The following is a 15,182-nucleotide window of genomic DNA, read 5'->3' as shown; positions in this document are numbered from 1 at the left end:
AGAACGAACTGACCGACCCGGTCGACGGCCCGTATCCAGGACAATCCGCTAAAAAGCGTGATCGCAGCGAGAAAGATCGTCAGGTTGATCAGTACCGCGCCGGTCAGGCCGAGGGCAGACTGCATCGGGCCGGAGAGCACCTCCCCGATGACGCCGCCTGGCTGGTCGAGGCGACCGCGGGACTGCATGGCCAGCAGCATGCAGCCTGACAGCACCGCCAACAGCAACCCGCTGGTGCGCACGCCCCACTCGGCCAGTCCGGCCGGCTCGATTCGCTCGCGCAGCACGCGCACGCCGGCAAATCCGATCAGAACCGGCGCGACGTAAGCCATATAGCCGAACAAGACCAGAAACAGGTCGGCCAGCCAGGCGCCGAATGCACCACCCAGGTTGCGCACATCGTCACTGCCTGCATCCCGTGACCAGCCCGGATCCAGCGGATGGTGGCTGAGCAGGCTGAGCAGCAGATAGACCGCCGCAACCAGCACCAGCAGGAACACAGCCTCTCCAAGCCGGCGCTTCATAGCAAGCGCAGCAGCCTCGGAGGCGGTGTTTTCATTGGCGCGCCGGGTCACTTCAAGTATGCACTTTAGATTTTGACCCTAACTCTATGATTGAAAAGATTATCACGACTTGATAGCCGGATGAACCAGCTCGCCGTCTCGCACATTCACACCACGTACAAGCGCGGCATGTCCGGACCAGTCCGGTCTTGCCATGCGCTGCACGTAGGGCAGAATGGCCGCCGACAGGGCCTGGCTGGCGGTACGTGGCACCGCCCCGGGCATATTGGTGACGGCGAAATGCGTCACGCCGTCGACCGTGTAGGTCGGATCGGCATAGGTGGTCGGCCGCGTGGTTTCTGCACAGCCCCCCTGATCGACGGAAATGTCGACCACAACACTGCCGGCATTCATGTCGGCGATCATCTCTCGGGTGAGCACGTGCGGTGCGCGGGCGCCGGGAATCAGCACGGCTCCAATGACCAGATCGGCCCGCGCCACTGCATCGGCGACCGCATCAACATAAGGATACAGGGCACTGACATTCGGGCCAATCGCCATCATTTCAGCCAGTCGGTCCTGGCGCTTGTCGAACACGGTCACCCGGGCTCCGGAGGCGGCAGCCAGGCGAGCCGAGTTGCCGCCGGCGGCGCCGGCACCGAGAACCACGACGTGACCCCGGTCCGCGGCGGGCAGACCGCCGAGCAGCACGCCGCGACCCCCCTGTGGCATATGGAGCAGATGGGTGCCGACCTGGACCCCGATGCGTCCGGCAATGTTGCTCATCGGCGCCAGCAGCGGAAGCGAGCCATCTGCCTCCTCGACGGTCTCGAAGGCCACGCCGGTCAGTCCTATGTCGAGCAGACGCTCGGTCAGCTCCGGTTCAGCAGCGAGGTGCAGATAGCAAAACAGCACATGCTCACGCCGCAGATGCTCCAGGTCGCCGGCAATCGGCTCCTTGACCTTGACCACCAGCTCGGCCTGTCCGTACAGTGCGGCGGCATCGGGCACCACCTGCATGCCGACTCGCTCGAAATCGGCGTCCGAAAAACCGCTGCTGTCCCCGGCTCCGGACTGGATGTAGACCTCATGACCGGCCCGGACCAGATCACCACCGGCCGCAGGCACAAGCGCAACGCGACCTTCCAGGGTCTTGGTCTCGGTCGGAATTCCGATACGCATGCTGTTCTCCTCGAAAACTGCGAAAATAGAAGACGCCGGTCACCGCGACCGGCACGCTTGGAAGGCCGGCGAACTGGCCACATGGTCCACGACTGGCGAATACACCGCTCGACTGGAGAAAATTATACATGTCTCAACCCCGCCATTTTCCGCTGCTGATTCTGGGCTCCGGCCCGGCCGGCTACACCGCCGCCATCTATGCCGCGCGCGCCAATCTCAAGCCGGCATTGATCACCGGCATTGAGCAGGGTGGCCAGCTGATGACCACGACGGATGTCGAAAACTGGCCAGGAAGTTACCCGGATCTGCAGGGACCGGCGCTGATGCAGCGGATGGGTGCGCATGCCGAGGCATTCGATACCGAACTCATCTTCGACCACATCCATTCGGCGGATCTGGAGCAGCGTCCGTTCCGGCTCGAGGGAGACAGTGGCGTCTACACCTGTGATGCCCTGATTATTGCCACCGGAGCTTCCGCCCGCTATCTCGGACTGCCGTCTGAAGAAACCTACAAGGGCCGGGGCGTGTCGGCATGCGCCACCTGCGACGGGTTTTTCTATCGCGACAAACCGGTCGCCGTCATCGGTGGCGGCAATACCGCCGTCGAGGAGGCACTCTATCTGGCCAATATCGCCAGCAAGGTCATGCTGGTGCATCGCCGCGATGAACTTCGCGCCGAGAAGATCCTGCAGCAACGCCTGTTCGACCGGCAGGCCGAAGGCAAGGTCGAGATCCGCTGGAGTCACGTGCTCGAGGAGGTCCTCGGCGACGACGACGGCGTGACCGGGATGCGCATCCGGCAGGTCGAGTCGGGGCAGACCGACCGGATCGACCTCGACGGGGTGTTCATTGCCATCGGCCACGATCCCAACACCGGCATTTTCGCCGGGCAACTGGACATGTCCAACGGTTACATCCACATCCGCAGCGGCCAGACTGGCATGGCCACCGCAACCAGCATTCCCGGCGTGTTTGCTGCCGGCGACGTCGCCGATCACGTCTACCGCCAGGCCGTCACCTCGGCCGGATTCGGCTGCATGGCCGCCCTGGATGCCGAACGCTACCTTGACGAGCTCGATCACTGAGGCCGGAACCGAGGGTCCGGGGCATTCCGCCACCCGCTGGAACGGTCTGTGCAAGGACCGCGGCCCGTTCGTCGACTGGCGCTTTCTGGCCAGCCTGATCGAAACCGGCTGCGTCGGGTCCGAAAACGGCTGGATACCGCACTTCGTCACCGCCGGCCCGGTCTCACAGCCGCGCTGCGCCGCGCCAGCCTGGCAAAAAAACCACTCGCACGGGGAATTCGTGTTTGACTGGAGCTGGGCCCACGCTGCCCGGACGGCTGGTGTTCACTGGTACCCGAAACTGCTGGTGGCCGTGCCCTTTACGCCGGTCACCGGCCCGCGACTGCTCGGCGCCCATCATCACGCCGAAGCTGCCCGGCAGGTCGTGACACAACTGGAAGCCGAAGTCGAAGCGCGGCAGTGGTCCAGCGCAGCCGTCAACTTCTGCGACACCGACGATGCCGGCGTTTTGCGCCAGGCCGGCTGGCTCGAGCGCGGCGGCTGGCAGTATCACTGGCACAATCCGGGCTATCGCGATTTCGACGATTTCCTGTCCGCACTCAGGCACAAGCCACGCAAGAACATCCGCGCCGAACGACGCCGGGTGCGGGCTGATGGCTGGCGCTTTCGCTGGCGCGACGGCAACACTCTGACCGCGGCTGAACTGGATCTTGTCGACACCTGCTACCAGTCGACCTTTGCGCTCTACGGCAATCTGCCATCGCTCAATCGCGCGTTTTTTGCCAGCTGCGCGCGTCGCTTCGGTCCGGACTTCCTGGCCTGTATCGCCGAGCGGGACCAGCAACCGCTGGCCGCTGCCGTGTTCTGGCGTGACCGGCAGCGGCTCTACGGACGCTACTGGGGCAGCCTGGTCGAGACCCGGGATGTTCACTTCGAGACCTGCTACTACCAGGGTATCGACTACTGCATTCGCCACGGACTGCACTGGTTCGAGCCGGGTGCCCAGGGCGAACACAAGATCCGGCGCGGCTTCCTGCCGCAACCAACACGCTCGTTTCACTACATTCGACACGCCGGGCTGCGTGCGGCCATTCGACGATGGCTGAATGAGGAAAGCGCCGCGCTCGACAGCTGGCGCCGCCAGCTCGATCGCCTGGATCCCTACGCCCGATGAGCCCGGCGCACATACCGACCCTGGGGCAGGCTCCGGACAGCCCGTTTCCCGACCCGCTCGCGACGCGCCGCAGCGACGGTCTGATCGCCTGCGGCGGCGATCTGCACCCGATTCGACTGCTCAACGCCTATCGGCAGGGCATTTTCCCGTGGTACGACTGGCGTGATCCGGTCCTGTGGTGGTCCCCGGCGCCACGCGCGGTCATGGTGCCAGCTCGAATGCACATCTCCCGACGACTGCGCCGCAGCCTCCGGCAGGGGCGTTTTGCAGTGACCGCCGACCGCGACTTTGCCGCCGTGGTGCGGGCCTGCGCCGGGCCGCGCCGACACCAGGGCGGCACCTGGATCAGCGCCGACATGCAGCACGCCTACACCCTGCTGCACCAGGCCGGCTACGCCCACAGCATCGAAGTCCGCAGCCCTGACGGCACACTGACCGGCGGCCTGTACGGCGTCGCGCTGGGGGGCGTCTTCTTCGCAGAGTCCAAGTTCTACCGCCAACGCGACGCCTCCAAGATCGCCCTGGCGGTGCTGATGCGGGCACTGTCGCAGTGGCACTTTCTGTTGTGTGATTGCCAGATCTGGAATCCTCACCTGGAACGGCTCGGCGTGGCGCTGCTGCCGGCCGTCGAGTTTCAGGCTGCCCTTGCGCTGGGCTTGCGCCAGCGCGACCGCCGCGGCTCCTGGGATCAGGCCCTGGCCGCGGTCAATCTGCGCGACTGGTAGCCGTGGCGCCGAACAGCCTCAACAGGTCTGCGTCACTGTCGCCCGGGCCGCGCCGTGCCACCGCCAGCGCCACCGTCGCCTGACCGAGCGCATTGAACGCCGCCTGCTCCGGCACACTCAGCGATCGCATGGCCGCATCCTGGAGCCGCCGACAGGCGGCCAGATCGCCCCGCTCGATCGGACCGGTCAGAGCGTCCTTCGGTGGCCGATCACGCAGGGTTTGCAGGGTGCCGCGCTGCAGATCGACCAACAGCTCCGCTGCCTGAGCGGGCTCGAGTCCGGCTGCTGTCGCCAGTCTCCGCGCCAGCGCCTGCACCGTCACCAGAAAATTGCTGGCAACGACCGTGGCCGCATGGTAGGCATGTTTGTCCCGCGCAGCGAATTCGAGCCAGCGACCCCCGGCACGTTCAAAAACCAGCCGCAGCGCAGACAGGGCCGTCGGTTCGCCCTCGGCCACGCACCAGGTCGACTCGAACTGCCGTACGGCAAGTTCCGGGTCGGCGAAGGCGCGAAGCGGGTGAACGGCGGCCGCCGACCCCAGCGGTGACAACAGCGCCGCCGGAGCGGAGCCGGACAGGTGAAAGGCCAGGGCCGGCAAGCCCGGCAGGCGTTCACGCAACTCATCGACGGCAGCCGCCAGCGCGCCGTCGGGCAACCCCAGCATCAACCACTGCCCATCGATTCCGGCAGTGAACTGTGCGCGTGGCTGGCCGGCACCGATAAATGCTGCCGCTTCCATGGCGCTGGCCGGGCTTCGGTTGACGATCTGGCCGACGGTCACCGCGCCGCACTGGTGCAGCCGACGGGCTATGGCGCGCCCAGCCCGTCCGCAGCCGTACACATGGAGCGTGGGAGCAGTCACGGTGCATCCGGCTCCCGCAGCCACTCGGTGGAGTCATCGCCCAATGAGGGCGGACCGCCGTTGTCGGCCGTCAGATAGCGCTCGAGTCGTTCCAGCCCCCTGGAGTAGTCGCGACCGACCAGACCCGGCAACATCAGGCCGACGTATCGACCGGTCAGGTCGAAGGCTCCGAACGACATTCTCATTCCCCACTGCACTTCGGTGCCAGCCTCGGCGGACTCCAGCTCAAACCAGCCATCGGCATCGCTGCGACCGAGCTCCAGCCGCATTTCAATCCGCTCCGGCCGGCGGGATTCGACGATCCACATGCGGCTGCCGCCATCACCGCGGGCCTCGTCCCAGACCAGCGTTGCCCCGACACCGGCCGGCGGTCCCTCCAGTCTGAAGTCACGGTTCGAACGATGCAGCAGCCAGGGCGACCAGCGCGCGAAATGCCGCAGGTCATTGAGCACCTCGAAGACCGTCTCCGGATCGGCATCCATGATCCGGCTGCGCTCCACCGTCACCTGGGCCGGCAGCAAAAATCCGATCACGGTCACCGCCACGACCAGGGCCAGTAGCACTCCAAACAGTTTTCTCGCCATCAGTCTCTCCGTCCCAAGTTCAGCGCACAGGCCAGTCGTCGGGCCCCTGCGGTTCATCGTCATCCAGAGACTCATCCTCCCAGGCATAGCGCTTGAGCGGAGGCTGGTCCCAGTGGCGGAATATCAGCGCCAGTATCACGCCAAGAAACAGGCCGCTGGCATGCAGTTCCCAGCTGGTTCGCTCCGCGACCGGCAGCACACCCCACAGCATCGAGCCGTACAGAAACCAGATGACCAGCGACACGCCCACGGAACGCAGATCGCGCCGCAGGATGCCGGACACAAAAACAAATGCCAGGATGCCGTAAACCAGCCCGCTGGCGCCGATATGCAGGTTCGGGCGGGCGATCATCCAGGCCAGTGCAGCGCTGCCGAGGTAGATCACAGGCAGCGCCCGCAGCGCCGAGTTCGGATACAGAAACAGCATCGCGACGCCGCCGACGAACAGCGGCAGGGTATTCGAGGCCACATGGCCCAGATTGGCGTGCAGCAGCGGCGTCGTCAGGAGTCCGAGCAGCCCGATTCCCTCGCGTGGCCTCAGCCCCAGCTCCTTCAGGCCGACATCGAACAGGACCTCGAACAGGAAGACCGACCACATGAGGATCACGAATCCGCCCGTGAGCTTGACCGCCAGGGCAAGATTGCGGCGCGCCCGGGGAGAGGCGGCATAGTCCGGGTCGGGCGATCGCAGATCCATCAGCCCGGATGTCGCTGAAGCCCGCGGGCAACCGCCTCGCGCGTCTGCTGGCGAAGTCCTTCGAGCTGCGCCAGCGTCATGCCGTCGGTGGCGATGGGCGGATGAAAAACGATTCTCGCACGCCCCGGTCGGATCCGTACCGAGCCCGGCGACAGAATGTCCCGGGTACCCGAGATGCTGACCGGCAGAATCGGCAGCTGCTGATCGATAGCGACCCGGAACGCCCCCTTCTTGAACGACTGCAGCCGACCGCTGCGGCTTCGTGTTCCTTCGGCAAAGAACATCAAACCGGTGCCGGTTCGCAGCCGTGAAAGCGCACGGTTAATCGCTGTACGCGCCTGATCCGCGTCAGACCGATCGATGAAAACATGGCCAATGGCCCGGCAGCCGGCCGACACAAACGGGATCTTTCCGACTTCCGACTTGGCCACCCAGCGCAAGTCAAGCCCGCAATAGCCGTAAACGACCGGCACATCGAACTGGCTCTGGTGGTTGGCAACCACGACATAGGATTGCGCCGCATCCACGTGCTCCCAACCTTCGATCTCGACGCGAACAGGAACCAGCAAGGTCAGCAGCCGACCCCAGGTGGCCGCGATGTAAAGATTGGCCAGGCGCGGGGAGACCAGCAGCGCCAGCGGCACCGCCAGTGTGGCCGAGATGACCGTGATCACCACCGCCAGCGGCACATAGACCAGCCACTGCCACAGGGGGTAAAGCGCCAGTAATGAGCCAGGCCGGGCCTGAGAGGAATCCATCATGGCGCCCTATGCTACACAAAAAGGGGCGTCCAAAGACGCCCCTGTCAGCTCGCATTGCCCTGATCCGGGCGGGCCTGGTTCGTTCAGGCAGCCTTCGATTTGCTGGAGCTGTCGCTGTCGATTGCACGGCTGTCGGCACGACCGATCTCGATCTTGCGCGGCTTCATCTGCTCGGGCAGCTCGCGCTTGAGATCCACATGCAGGAGACCGTTTCGCAGGTCCGCGCCTTCGACGCGCACATGATCGGCCAACTGGAAGCGACGTTCGAACGAGCGCGTGGCAATGCCACGGTACAGGTACTCGCTTCCGCTGTCGGAATCGTGCTGGTCATCGGCGTCCTCGGCCTTGCGGCCCGAGACCGTCAGCGTGTTCTGCTCTGAGACAATATCGAGCTCGTCCGGCGAGAACCCGGCCACCGCCATGGTGATGCGGTAGCGGTCTTCACCCAGCGATTCGATATTGTAGGGCGGATAACCATTGTTGCTGTCGACGCGCGACGCGTTCGAGAGCATGTCGGCCAGTCGATCAAAGCCAATGGCAGTGCGATACAGGGGTGAGAGATCAAATGTGTTCATAACCGTATCCTCCTTGAGAAGCAATCGGTGTTTTCAGGTTGATGCCCGCCTTTATCAGGCCGGGCGCGGTGAGATCCCTTGCGGCGATCTCGGTAGAAGAAATAGGTATCGGCGGGGGCGGTTTCAAGGGGGAACGAAGGCGAGTCGTCCGTCGGGGACGCGGCCCCGACCTACGCGGGCCCGGATCAGCCCTGCGGCTGTTCACCGTATTCGACATCCACGATCTCGAGTAGCCGATCGCCGGTCGGCGTGCGCACGCTTACCTCCTCGCCCACGGCCTTGCCCAGCAGCGCGCGCGCCACGGGAGAATCAACCGAGATCCAGCCGCGACCGGCATCGGTCTCGTCGGCGCCGACAATGCGGTAGCGGGTCTGACAACCGCCCGGTTCGGCCAGACTCACCGTGGCGCCAAAGAACACCCGGCCGGGATCATCGGCGCGCGTCGGCACCGGCCGCAGTTCGTCGAGCCGCTTGCGCAGATAGCGCACCCGGCGATCGATTTCGCGCAGCTGCTTCTTGCGGTAGATGTACTCGGCATTTTCCGATCGATCACCCTCGGCGGCTGCGGCCGAGAGCGCCCGGGTGACTTCCGGGCGCTTTTTTTCCCACAGGCATTTCAGCTCGTCCTGCAGCGCCCGGTGCCCGCGCTGCGTGATGTAGGGACTGCCGGTCAGGGCTACAGCCCGCCCTTGGTCAGCTTGACGGGATCCAGCAGCTTCTCAAGCTCTTCACGGGACAGTTCAGTCATCTCCGCGGCCACGTCAATGATCAGCCGACCTTCGGCATAGGCCCTCTTGGCCGCGGCCGCGCCTTTCTCGTAGCCGATAACCGGATTGAGCGCAGTCACCAGGATCGGGTTGCGCGACAGCGCCTGCTCGAGCTTCTCTTCGCGTACCCGGAAGGTCGCGATGGCGCGGTCGGCCAGCAGACGCGCGGCGTTGCCCAGGATGTCCAGGCTCTCGAGCAGGCTGGCGGCGACGACCGGCAGCATGACGTTGAGCTGGAAGTTGCCCGACTGGCCGGCAACCGTGATCGTGGCGTCGTTGCCGATCACGCGCGCGGCAACCATGCATACCGCCTCTGGAATCACCGGATTGACCTTGCCCGGCATGATCGAGGAACCGGGCTGCAGGGCCTCAAGCTTGATCTCGCCCAGGCCCGCCAGCGGCCCGGAGTTCATCCAGCGCAGATCGTTGGCGATTTTCATCAGCGACACGGCCAGGGTCTTGAGCTGGCCGGAGAGCTCGACGGCGGCATCCTGGCTGGCAATGCCCTCGAACTTGTTCTCCGCCGAGGCGAACTCGAAACCGGTCGCCCCGGCGAGATGGGCGGCAACGCGCTCGCCGAACTCGGGATGGGCATTGATGCCGGTGCCGACCGCCGTGCCGCCCTGGGGCAGGAAGCGAATCCGGGCCAGGGTATCCTCGATGCGACGGTAGGCGCTTTGGATCTGTGCCGCCCAAGCGCCAAGTTCCTGGCCGAGCGTGACCGGCATGGCATCCATCAGATGAGTACGACCGGTCTTGGCCACCCCGGCCAGGTCCCCGGCCCGGCGCATCAGCACCGTGTACAAGTGCTTCAGTGCCGGTAGCAGGTGCTCGGATGCCTGAAGGCAGGCGCTGACCTGGATTGCCGTCGGTACAACGTCGTTGGAGCTCTGCCCCATGTTGACATGGTCGTTCGGGTGAACCGTCCCCGAGCCTTCACGAGACGCCAGACGGGCAATAACTTCGTTGGCGTTCATGTTCGAGCTGGTGCCCGAACCGGTCTGGAACACATCGACCGGGAAATGCTCATCCACGCGGTTGCCGGCAACCTGATCCGCCGCAGCAATGATTGCTGCAGCGCGCTCATCGTCAAGCAGATCGAGGTCGCAGTTGGCCCTGGCGCAGGCCGCCTTGATCAGACCCAGCGCACGAATGAACGCCGCTGGCATGCGTTGTCCGCTGACCGGGAAATTGTTCACGGCGCGCTGCGTCTGGGCGCCCCAGAGGGCCTCGACGGGCACCTCGAGCTGGCCCATGGAGTCCTTTTCAATGCGGGTTTCGGTCATGGCGAAAGGTCCGGAATCTGCGAAAATGGGAGCGGGTAATTATACCGCTGCCAGACGATGGCCCGACCGACAACGCCCGGCGTGAGATAATGTTTCAATGACCTCGAAATGGATCGCCTGGCTGCGCATCGGCAGCGGCATGCTGTTGCTGGCCGTCAATTCCGTAGTACACATCCTGCCGCTGCTGGTCGTCGCCCTGGTCAAGATGACTGTTCGTATTGGCGTCGTGCGCCGCGGCTGCGACCGGATCCTGATGGCGATCGCCGCGGACTGGATTGCCGTCAACTCACGCATGATCGACGTGCTGACCGACACCCGCATCACGGTCGAAGGCCTGCCCGCGCCGGATTCAGGCGGCCAGATGCTGGTCGTGTGCAACCATCAGAGCTGGGTCGACATTCCCGTGCTGCAGAAACTGTTCAACCGCCGATTGCCGCTGCTACGCTTTTTTCTCAAGAGCCAGCTCATCTGGGTGCCGCTGCTGGGCCTGGCCTGGTGGGCGCTGGACTTCCCCTTCATGAAACGCTACACCCGCGCTCAGATCGAGCGCCGACCCGAACTGGCCGGTGCCGATATTGCCGCCACGCGCCGCGCCTGCCGGAAGTTTCGCGACCTCCCCGTCGCCATCGTCAATTTTGTCGAGGGCACACGCTTCACGCCGGCCAAGCACGCCGCCCAGAACTCACCCTATCGCCACCTCCTCAAGCCGCGCGCCGGCGGCGTGGCCTTTACGCTCGACGCCATGGGCGAGGCGCTGGATACCCTGATCGACGTGACCATCGCCTATCCGGAGGGTCGCCCGAGCCTGGCCGACCTGTTCGCCAATCGCATTGACACGATTCGCGTTCACGTCCGCCGGCTGCCGATTCCCGAGCCGCTGCGCAGCGGCGACTACCAGAAAGATCCCGAGTTCCGGCGCCACATTCAGGACTGGGTCAACCAGCTCTGGGCCGAAAAGGACCTTGCCCTGGACAGAATGCAGCCCACGCGTCCGACCGACTGAGGATCTGTACTTGCACGGCGAGTGCCCTGCGGCAAGAATGGTGGCCAGCCCGTCATTCGAGGATGTTCCATGCCCAGGCTCGTGATCATCGCCCTGCTGGCCATGCTGTTCGCCACGAACACGCCGGCCCAGCAATCCCTTCAAGACTGGCACGACTATATCGACGAACGCGCGGCCACGCTGCATACGCAGGTCGTCGGCTGGCGTCGACACTTCCATGCCCACCCGGAACTGTCCAACCGCGAATTCGACACCGCCGAGACCATCGCCTCTTTCCTGCACTCGCTGGATATGGACGTCACTACCGGCGTCGCTCACACCGGTGTGGTCGGCGTGCTGCGCGGCGGCCGTCCCGGACCGGTCGTGGGCCTGCGCGCCGACATGGACGCCCTCCCCGTGCCGGCGCGCGCAGGACTGCCCTTCTCGCCCGAGGTGACCAGCGAATACCTGGGCGAGGAAGTGCCGGTTTCACATGCCTGCGGCCATGACTCGCACATGGCCATGCTGATGGGCGTGGCGACCATGCTGGCCGAGCGCCGCGAAGCGCTGCCCGGAACGGTCAAGTTCATCTTCCAGCCGGCCGAGGAGGGCACGCCGCCGGGCGAGGAAGGCGGCGCGGAAATGATGGTGGCCGAAGGCGTGCTGACCGACCCGGACGTGGACGTAATCTTTGGGCAACATATCTGGACGCCGGCGCCGGCCGGCCAGATCGGCTACCGGCCGGCCGGCACCATGGCCGCCGCCGACCGCTTCGTCATCACCGTCCACGGAAAGCAGACCCACGGCTCCACACCCTGGACTGGCGTCGACCCGATCACCACCGCCGCCCAGATTGTCCTGGGCCTGAACACCGTGGTCAGCCGCCAGACCGAGCTGACCAAAGCAGCGGCCGTGATTTCCGTCGGCCGGGTCCGGGCCGGGGTGCGCAACAACATCATTCCAGAACAAGCAGAGCTGATCGGCACCATCCGCACGCTCGACCCGGCGATGCGCGACAAGATTCACGCCGACATCCGGCGCACGGCCGAGCATATCGCCGCCAGCCAGGGAGCGGAAGTCAATGTCGATATCCAGCGCGGCTACCCCGTGACCTTCAACGACCCGCAGCTGACCGATGCGATGGCGCCGAGCCTGCAGCGCGTGGCCGGCGACCGGACCGTGCGCATCGACGCGTTGACCGCAGCCGAGGACTTCTCATACTTCCAGCGCGAAGTGCCGGGCCTGTATTTCTTTCTCGGCGCGGCACCCGAAGACATTCCGCTCGAGCAAGTGGCGCCACACCACACGCCCGACTTTCGCATCAACGAATCGGCCATGCAGACCGGTGTGCGCGCCCTGGCCACCCTGACCATCGACTACATGCTGGCGAACCGCTAGTGAATTAGACTCTGATAATATAAAGGTATCCCCTAACCCTGAAGTCATCGCCATGTCGCGCGTGACCATCATCGGATCCGGATTTGCTGCCCTCACCGCGGTTCGCAAGCTGCGCAAATCCGATCCCGACATGCGCATCGACGTGGTCTCCCCGCGGGCCGAGCTGGTGTACTACCCCGGCACGATCTGGATTCCCACCGGCAAGCGTGAACCCGATGACCTGATCGTGCCGCTGGATCGCTTCTTCGAGCGCATGGACGTCACCCACCATGCCACGCGCGCAAACGGCCTGTCGGACGACGGGCGAACGCTACGCACCGAGGCCGGAGAAATCGCCAACGATGGGCTGATCATCGCCTGCGGTGGCCAGTTCCTGAAAACACTTCCCGGCATCGAACACAGCCTTCTGCCCTGCGGCGGGCCGCACGAGATGGCGCTCGCGCGCGATCGGTTGCAGGTTATGGACTCGGGCTCGATCGCCTTCGGCTTTGCCGGCAACCCGAAAGAACCTTCAGCCATGCGCGGCGGGCCGGTCTTCGAGTTCCTGTTCGGCATCGACACCTGGCTGCGCCGGCAGTCTCGGCGCGAGCGCTTCACCCTGCACTTTTTCAGCCCCGCGGAAAAACCGGGCCAGCGCCTGGGCGGTAAGGCGGTCGGGCGCCTGCTCAAGGAGATGCAACGACGCGACGTGCATACCCACCTGGGTCACAAGCCGAAGCGCTTTACCGCCACCAGCGTGGAAACAGAGGATGAGACCTTCGACGCCGACCTGATCCTGTTCATGCCCGGCATGACCGGCAACGACTGGTTCGACGACACTGCCCTGCCGCGCTCGGACGGCGGCATGATCCGTGCAGACGAGCACTGCCGGGTCGACGGCTTCGAGCGCGTCTACGTAGCCGGCGACGCTGGCTCTTTCCCCGGTCCGGGCTGGCTGCCCAAGCAGGCACACATGGCCGACCTGCAAGCCGCGGCCGCGGCAAAGAACCTAAGCGCGGAGCTGGCCGGGCAACCCGTCGATGCCGGCTTCAAGAGCGAGCTGATGTGCATCGTCGACCAGTACGACCGCGGCATCCTGGTCACGCGCAGCGAAAAGGCCAACCGCGCCCTGCCGCCGATGCGGGCCATGCACTGGGCCAAGCGCCTGTTCGAGTGGAAGTATCTGCGCCGCTATCGTCATTAAAGCGCAGAGCCCTCAATGAGGCGACGGCAGATGGGTGTTGCTGCGTTATCATGAACAATTGCTCCGGATTGAACGCCTGAACAACGATGGACAACCATGCCCTGACCGCCCTTTCGCCGCTCGACGGCCGCTATGCCGGCAAGCTGGCGGGGCTGCGATCACTCACTTCCGAAGCCGGCCTGATCCGCCAGCGCGTACGCGTCGAGATTGCCTGGTTCCGGGCGCTGGCGGCGCATCCGGGCTTTACCGCCCTGCCCGAGCTGCCGCGCGGCGATCGCGAGTTCCTCGACCGGCTCGCCGAAGGTTTCAGCGAGGCGGATGCGGCTGCCGTCAAGGCCATCGAGAAGACCACCAACCACGACGTCAAGGCCGTCGAGTACTGGCTCAAGCAGCAACTGGCCGGGCGTGAATCGCTCGGACCCTATACCGAATTCATTCACTTTGCCTGCACTTCGGAGGACATCAACAATCTCGCCTGGGCGTTGATCATCCGCCAGGTCGTGACCGAGGAACTCGATCCGCTGATCGCCGAGATCGACCGTCGCCTGGCCACCATGGCGAAGGAAACTGCCGGGCTTTCCATGCTCTCGCGAACGCACGGCCAGACCGCCTCGCCGACCACCCTGGGCAAGGAAATCGCGAACTTCGTTTTCCGACTGCGCCGCCAGCGGCGCGCGCTCAACCAGGTCGAGATCACCGGCAAGATCAATGGTGCCGTCGGCAACTTCAATGCCCACATCGCTGCCTGTCCGGATATCGACTGGCCGGCGCTGGCGCGCGATTTCGTGGAAGATCTCGGCCTGGTCTGGCACCCCTACACGACTCAGATCGAGCCACATGACATGATCGCCGAGATGGCTCACGCGCTGATTCGCATCAACTGCATACTGCTCGATTTTGCGCGCGATGCCTGGGGCTACGTATCGCTGGGCTACTTTCGCCAGAAGCTGGTCGAGGGCGAGGTGGGCTCGTCGACGATGCCGCACAAGGTCAACCCGATCGACTTCGAAAATGGCGAGGGCAATCTCGGCCTGGCCAATGCCGTGCTTGACCATCTGGCCACCAAGCTGCCGATCTCGCGCTTTCAGCGTGATCTGACCGATTCGACCGTGCAGCGCTCGCTGGGATCGGCTTTCGGTTACTGCTCGCTGGCCTGGCAGTCGATCCTCAAGGGTCTGGACCGCGTCGCACCTGACCAACAGCGCCTGGCCGCAGACCTCGACCAGGCCTGGGAAGTCCTGGCCGAGGCTGCGCAGACCGTCATGCGACTGCATGGCGTCGCTGAACCGTATGAACGGCTCAAGCAGCTGACCCGCGGTCACGCGATCGACCGTGAGCGCATGCAGGCCTTCCTTTCGGGGCTGGAGATTCCCGAGGCCGACCGCAAGCGACTGCTCGCACTGACGCCGGCTGACTACACCGGCAACGCCCAGGCCATGGCACGCGCCATCGATCGCTACGCCTGAGACCCGATTCGG

15 protein-coding genes and 1 pseudogene are annotated in these 15,182 nt (G+C 64.9%); 7 read left to right on the top strand and 9 right to left on the bottom strand.

What is annotated here, in order from left to right:
- Positions 1–11: 11 nt before the first annotated feature.
- Both HND55_07480 and ald read right to left on the bottom strand, forming a co-directional pair.
- Positions 12–524 (bottom strand): annotated as a pseudogene (locus HND55_07480) (cell division protein FtsK).
- Between the two features lie 102 nt (positions 525–626).
- Positions 627–1,685 (bottom strand): alanine dehydrogenase, encoded by a 1,059-nt coding sequence (gene ald, locus HND55_07475; protein QKK02497.1) that lies wholly within the window; start codon positions 1,683–1,685, stop codon positions 627–629.
- A gap of 128 nt (positions 1,686–1,813) precedes the next feature.
- On the opposite strand from ald, the gene trxB reads away from it, so the two are divergent.
- The 3 genes from trxB to HND55_07460 are packed head-to-tail and all read left to right on the top strand — an operon-like array spanning position 1,814 to position 4,609.
- Complete coding sequence (gene trxB / locus HND55_07470; GenBank protein ID QKK02496.1) at positions 1,814–2,770, top strand: thioredoxin-disulfide reductase; 957 nt, start codon at positions 1,814–1,816, stop codon at positions 2,768–2,770.
- Complete coding sequence (locus tag HND55_07465) at positions 2,751–3,884, top strand: GNAT family N-acetyltransferase (GenBank protein ID QKK02495.1); 1,134 nt, start codon at positions 2,751–2,753, stop codon at positions 3,882–3,884. The genes trxB and HND55_07465 overlap by 20 nt, the downstream gene beginning before the upstream one ends.
- Positions 3,881–4,609 carry a leucyl/phenylalanyl-tRNA--protein transferase gene (locus HND55_07460; GenBank protein ID QKK02494.1) on the top strand — a complete coding sequence of 243 codons (729 nt, stop codon included), beginning with the start codon at positions 3,881–3,883 and terminating at the stop codon, positions 4,607–4,609. Before HND55_07465 ends, HND55_07460 begins: the two co-directional genes overlap by 4 nt.
- Here HND55_07460 and HND55_07455 read toward each other — a convergent pair.
- From HND55_07455 to HND55_07425, 7 genes are all read right to left on the bottom strand, one after another.
- Positions 4,590–5,471, bottom strand: a complete 882-nt coding sequence (locus tag HND55_07455; GenBank protein QKK02493.1) for a DUF2520 domain-containing protein — start codon at positions 5,469–5,471, stop codon at positions 4,590–4,592. The genes HND55_07460 and HND55_07455 overlap by 20 nt on opposite strands.
- The gene (locus HND55_07450; GenBank protein ID QKK02492.1) at positions 5,468–6,055 is read right to left on the bottom strand and encodes an SRPBCC family protein; all 588 of its coding nucleotides are present in this window, start codon (positions 6,053–6,055) and stop codon (positions 5,468–5,470) included. The genes HND55_07455 and HND55_07450 overlap by 4 nt, the downstream gene beginning before the upstream one ends.
- A gap of 19 nt (positions 6,056–6,074) precedes the next feature.
- Positions 6,075–6,752: a rhomboid family intramembrane serine protease gene (locus tag HND55_07445; protein ID QKK02491.1), complete on the bottom strand. Its 678-nt coding sequence runs from the start codon at positions 6,750–6,752 to the stop codon at positions 6,075–6,077.
- Positions 6,752–7,513, bottom strand: coding sequence for a 1-acyl-sn-glycerol-3-phosphate acyltransferase (locus HND55_07440; GenBank protein QKK02490.1), 762 nt, complete (start codon positions 7,511–7,513; stop codon positions 6,752–6,754). Before HND55_07440 ends, HND55_07445 begins: the two co-directional genes overlap by 1 nt.
- A gap of 83 nt (positions 7,514–7,596) precedes the next feature.
- Positions 7,597–8,088 carry an Hsp20 family protein gene (locus HND55_07435; GenBank protein QKK02489.1) on the bottom strand — a complete coding sequence of 164 codons (492 nt, stop codon included), beginning with the start codon at positions 8,086–8,088 and terminating at the stop codon, positions 7,597–7,599.
- A gap of 185 nt (positions 8,089–8,273) precedes the next feature.
- Positions 8,274–8,762, bottom strand: a complete 489-nt coding sequence (gene greB / locus HND55_07430) for a transcription elongation factor GreB (GenBank protein QKK04035.1) — start codon at positions 8,760–8,762, stop codon at positions 8,274–8,276.
- A gap of 2 nt (positions 8,763–8,764) precedes the next feature.
- A complete protein-coding gene (locus tag HND55_07425; protein ID QKK02488.1) occupies positions 8,765–10,141 on the bottom strand; it encodes a class II fumarate hydratase in 1,377 nt (458 codons plus the stop codon).
- A gap of 97 nt (positions 10,142–10,238) precedes the next feature.
- On the opposite strand from HND55_07425, the gene HND55_07420 reads away from it, so the two are divergent.
- The 4 genes from HND55_07420 (at position 10,239) to purB (ending at position 15,170) form a co-directional block, all read left to right on the top strand.
- A complete protein-coding gene (locus HND55_07420) occupies positions 10,239–11,144 on the top strand; it encodes an acyltransferase (protein QKK02487.1) in 906 nt (301 codons plus the stop codon).
- 69 nt (positions 11,145–11,213) lie between these two features.
- Entirely contained in the window at positions 11,214–12,521 is a 1,308-nt protein-coding gene (locus HND55_07415) for an amidohydrolase (protein QKK02486.1), read from the top strand.
- A gap of 52 nt (positions 12,522–12,573) precedes the next feature.
- Positions 12,574–13,704 (top strand): NAD(P)/FAD-dependent oxidoreductase, encoded by a 1,131-nt coding sequence (locus HND55_07410; protein QKK02485.1) that lies wholly within the window; start codon positions 12,574–12,576, stop codon positions 13,702–13,704.
- A gap of 86 nt (positions 13,705–13,790) precedes the next feature.
- A complete protein-coding gene (gene purB, locus HND55_07405; GenBank protein QKK02484.1) occupies positions 13,791–15,170 on the top strand; it encodes an adenylosuccinate lyase in 1,380 nt (459 codons plus the stop codon).
- The last annotated feature ends 12 nt before the right edge of the window (positions 15,171–15,182 follow it).

Source organism: Pseudomonadota bacterium (assembly GCA_013285445.1).
GTDB lineage: Bacteria > Pseudomonadota > Gammaproteobacteria > Xanthomonadales > Wenzhouxiangellaceae > Wenzhouxiangella.
The sequence above is the reverse complement of the archived record's forward strand: the minus strand, read 5'-3'. Positions and strand labels throughout refer to the sequence as shown.

Coding starts and splice junctions, on each gene's coding strand:
- ald (QKK02497.1), bottom strand. CDS start 1,685: ATGCGTATCGGAATTCCGACCGAGACCAAGACCCTGGAAGGTCGCGTT.
- trxB (QKK02496.1), top strand. CDS start 1,814: ATGTCTCAACCCCGCCATTTTCCGCTGCTGATTCTGGGCTCCGGCCCG.
- HND55_07460 (QKK02494.1), top strand. CDS start 3,881: ATGAGCCCGGCGCACATACCGACCCTGGGGCAGGCTCCGGACAGCCCG.
- HND55_07450 (QKK02492.1), bottom strand. CDS start 6,055: ATGGCGAGAAAACTGTTTGGAGTGCTACTGGCCCTGGTCGTGGCGGTG.
- HND55_07445 (QKK02491.1), bottom strand. CDS start 6,752: ATGGATCTGCGATCGCCCGACCCGGACTATGCCGCCTCTCCCCGGGCG.
- HND55_07440 (QKK02490.1), bottom strand. CDS start 7,513: ATGATGGATTCCTCTCAGGCCCGGCCTGGCTCATTACTGGCGCTTTAC.
- HND55_07435 (QKK02489.1), bottom strand. CDS start 8,088: ATGAACACATTTGATCTCTCACCCCTGTATCGCACTGCCATTGGCTTT.
- HND55_07425 (QKK02488.1), bottom strand. CDS start 10,141: ATGACCGAAACCCGCATTGAAAAGGACTCCATGGGCCAGCTCGAGGTG.
- HND55_07420 (QKK02487.1), top strand. CDS start 10,239: ATGACCTCGAAATGGATCGCCTGGCTGCGCATCGGCAGCGGCATGCTG.
- HND55_07415 (QKK02486.1), top strand. CDS start 11,214: ATGCCCAGGCTCGTGATCATCGCCCTGCTGGCCATGCTGTTCGCCACG.
- HND55_07410 (QKK02485.1), top strand. CDS start 12,574: ATGTCGCGCGTGACCATCATCGGATCCGGATTTGCTGCCCTCACCGCG.
- purB (QKK02484.1), top strand. CDS start 13,791: ATGGACAACCATGCCCTGACCGCCCTTTCGCCGCTCGACGGCCGCTAT.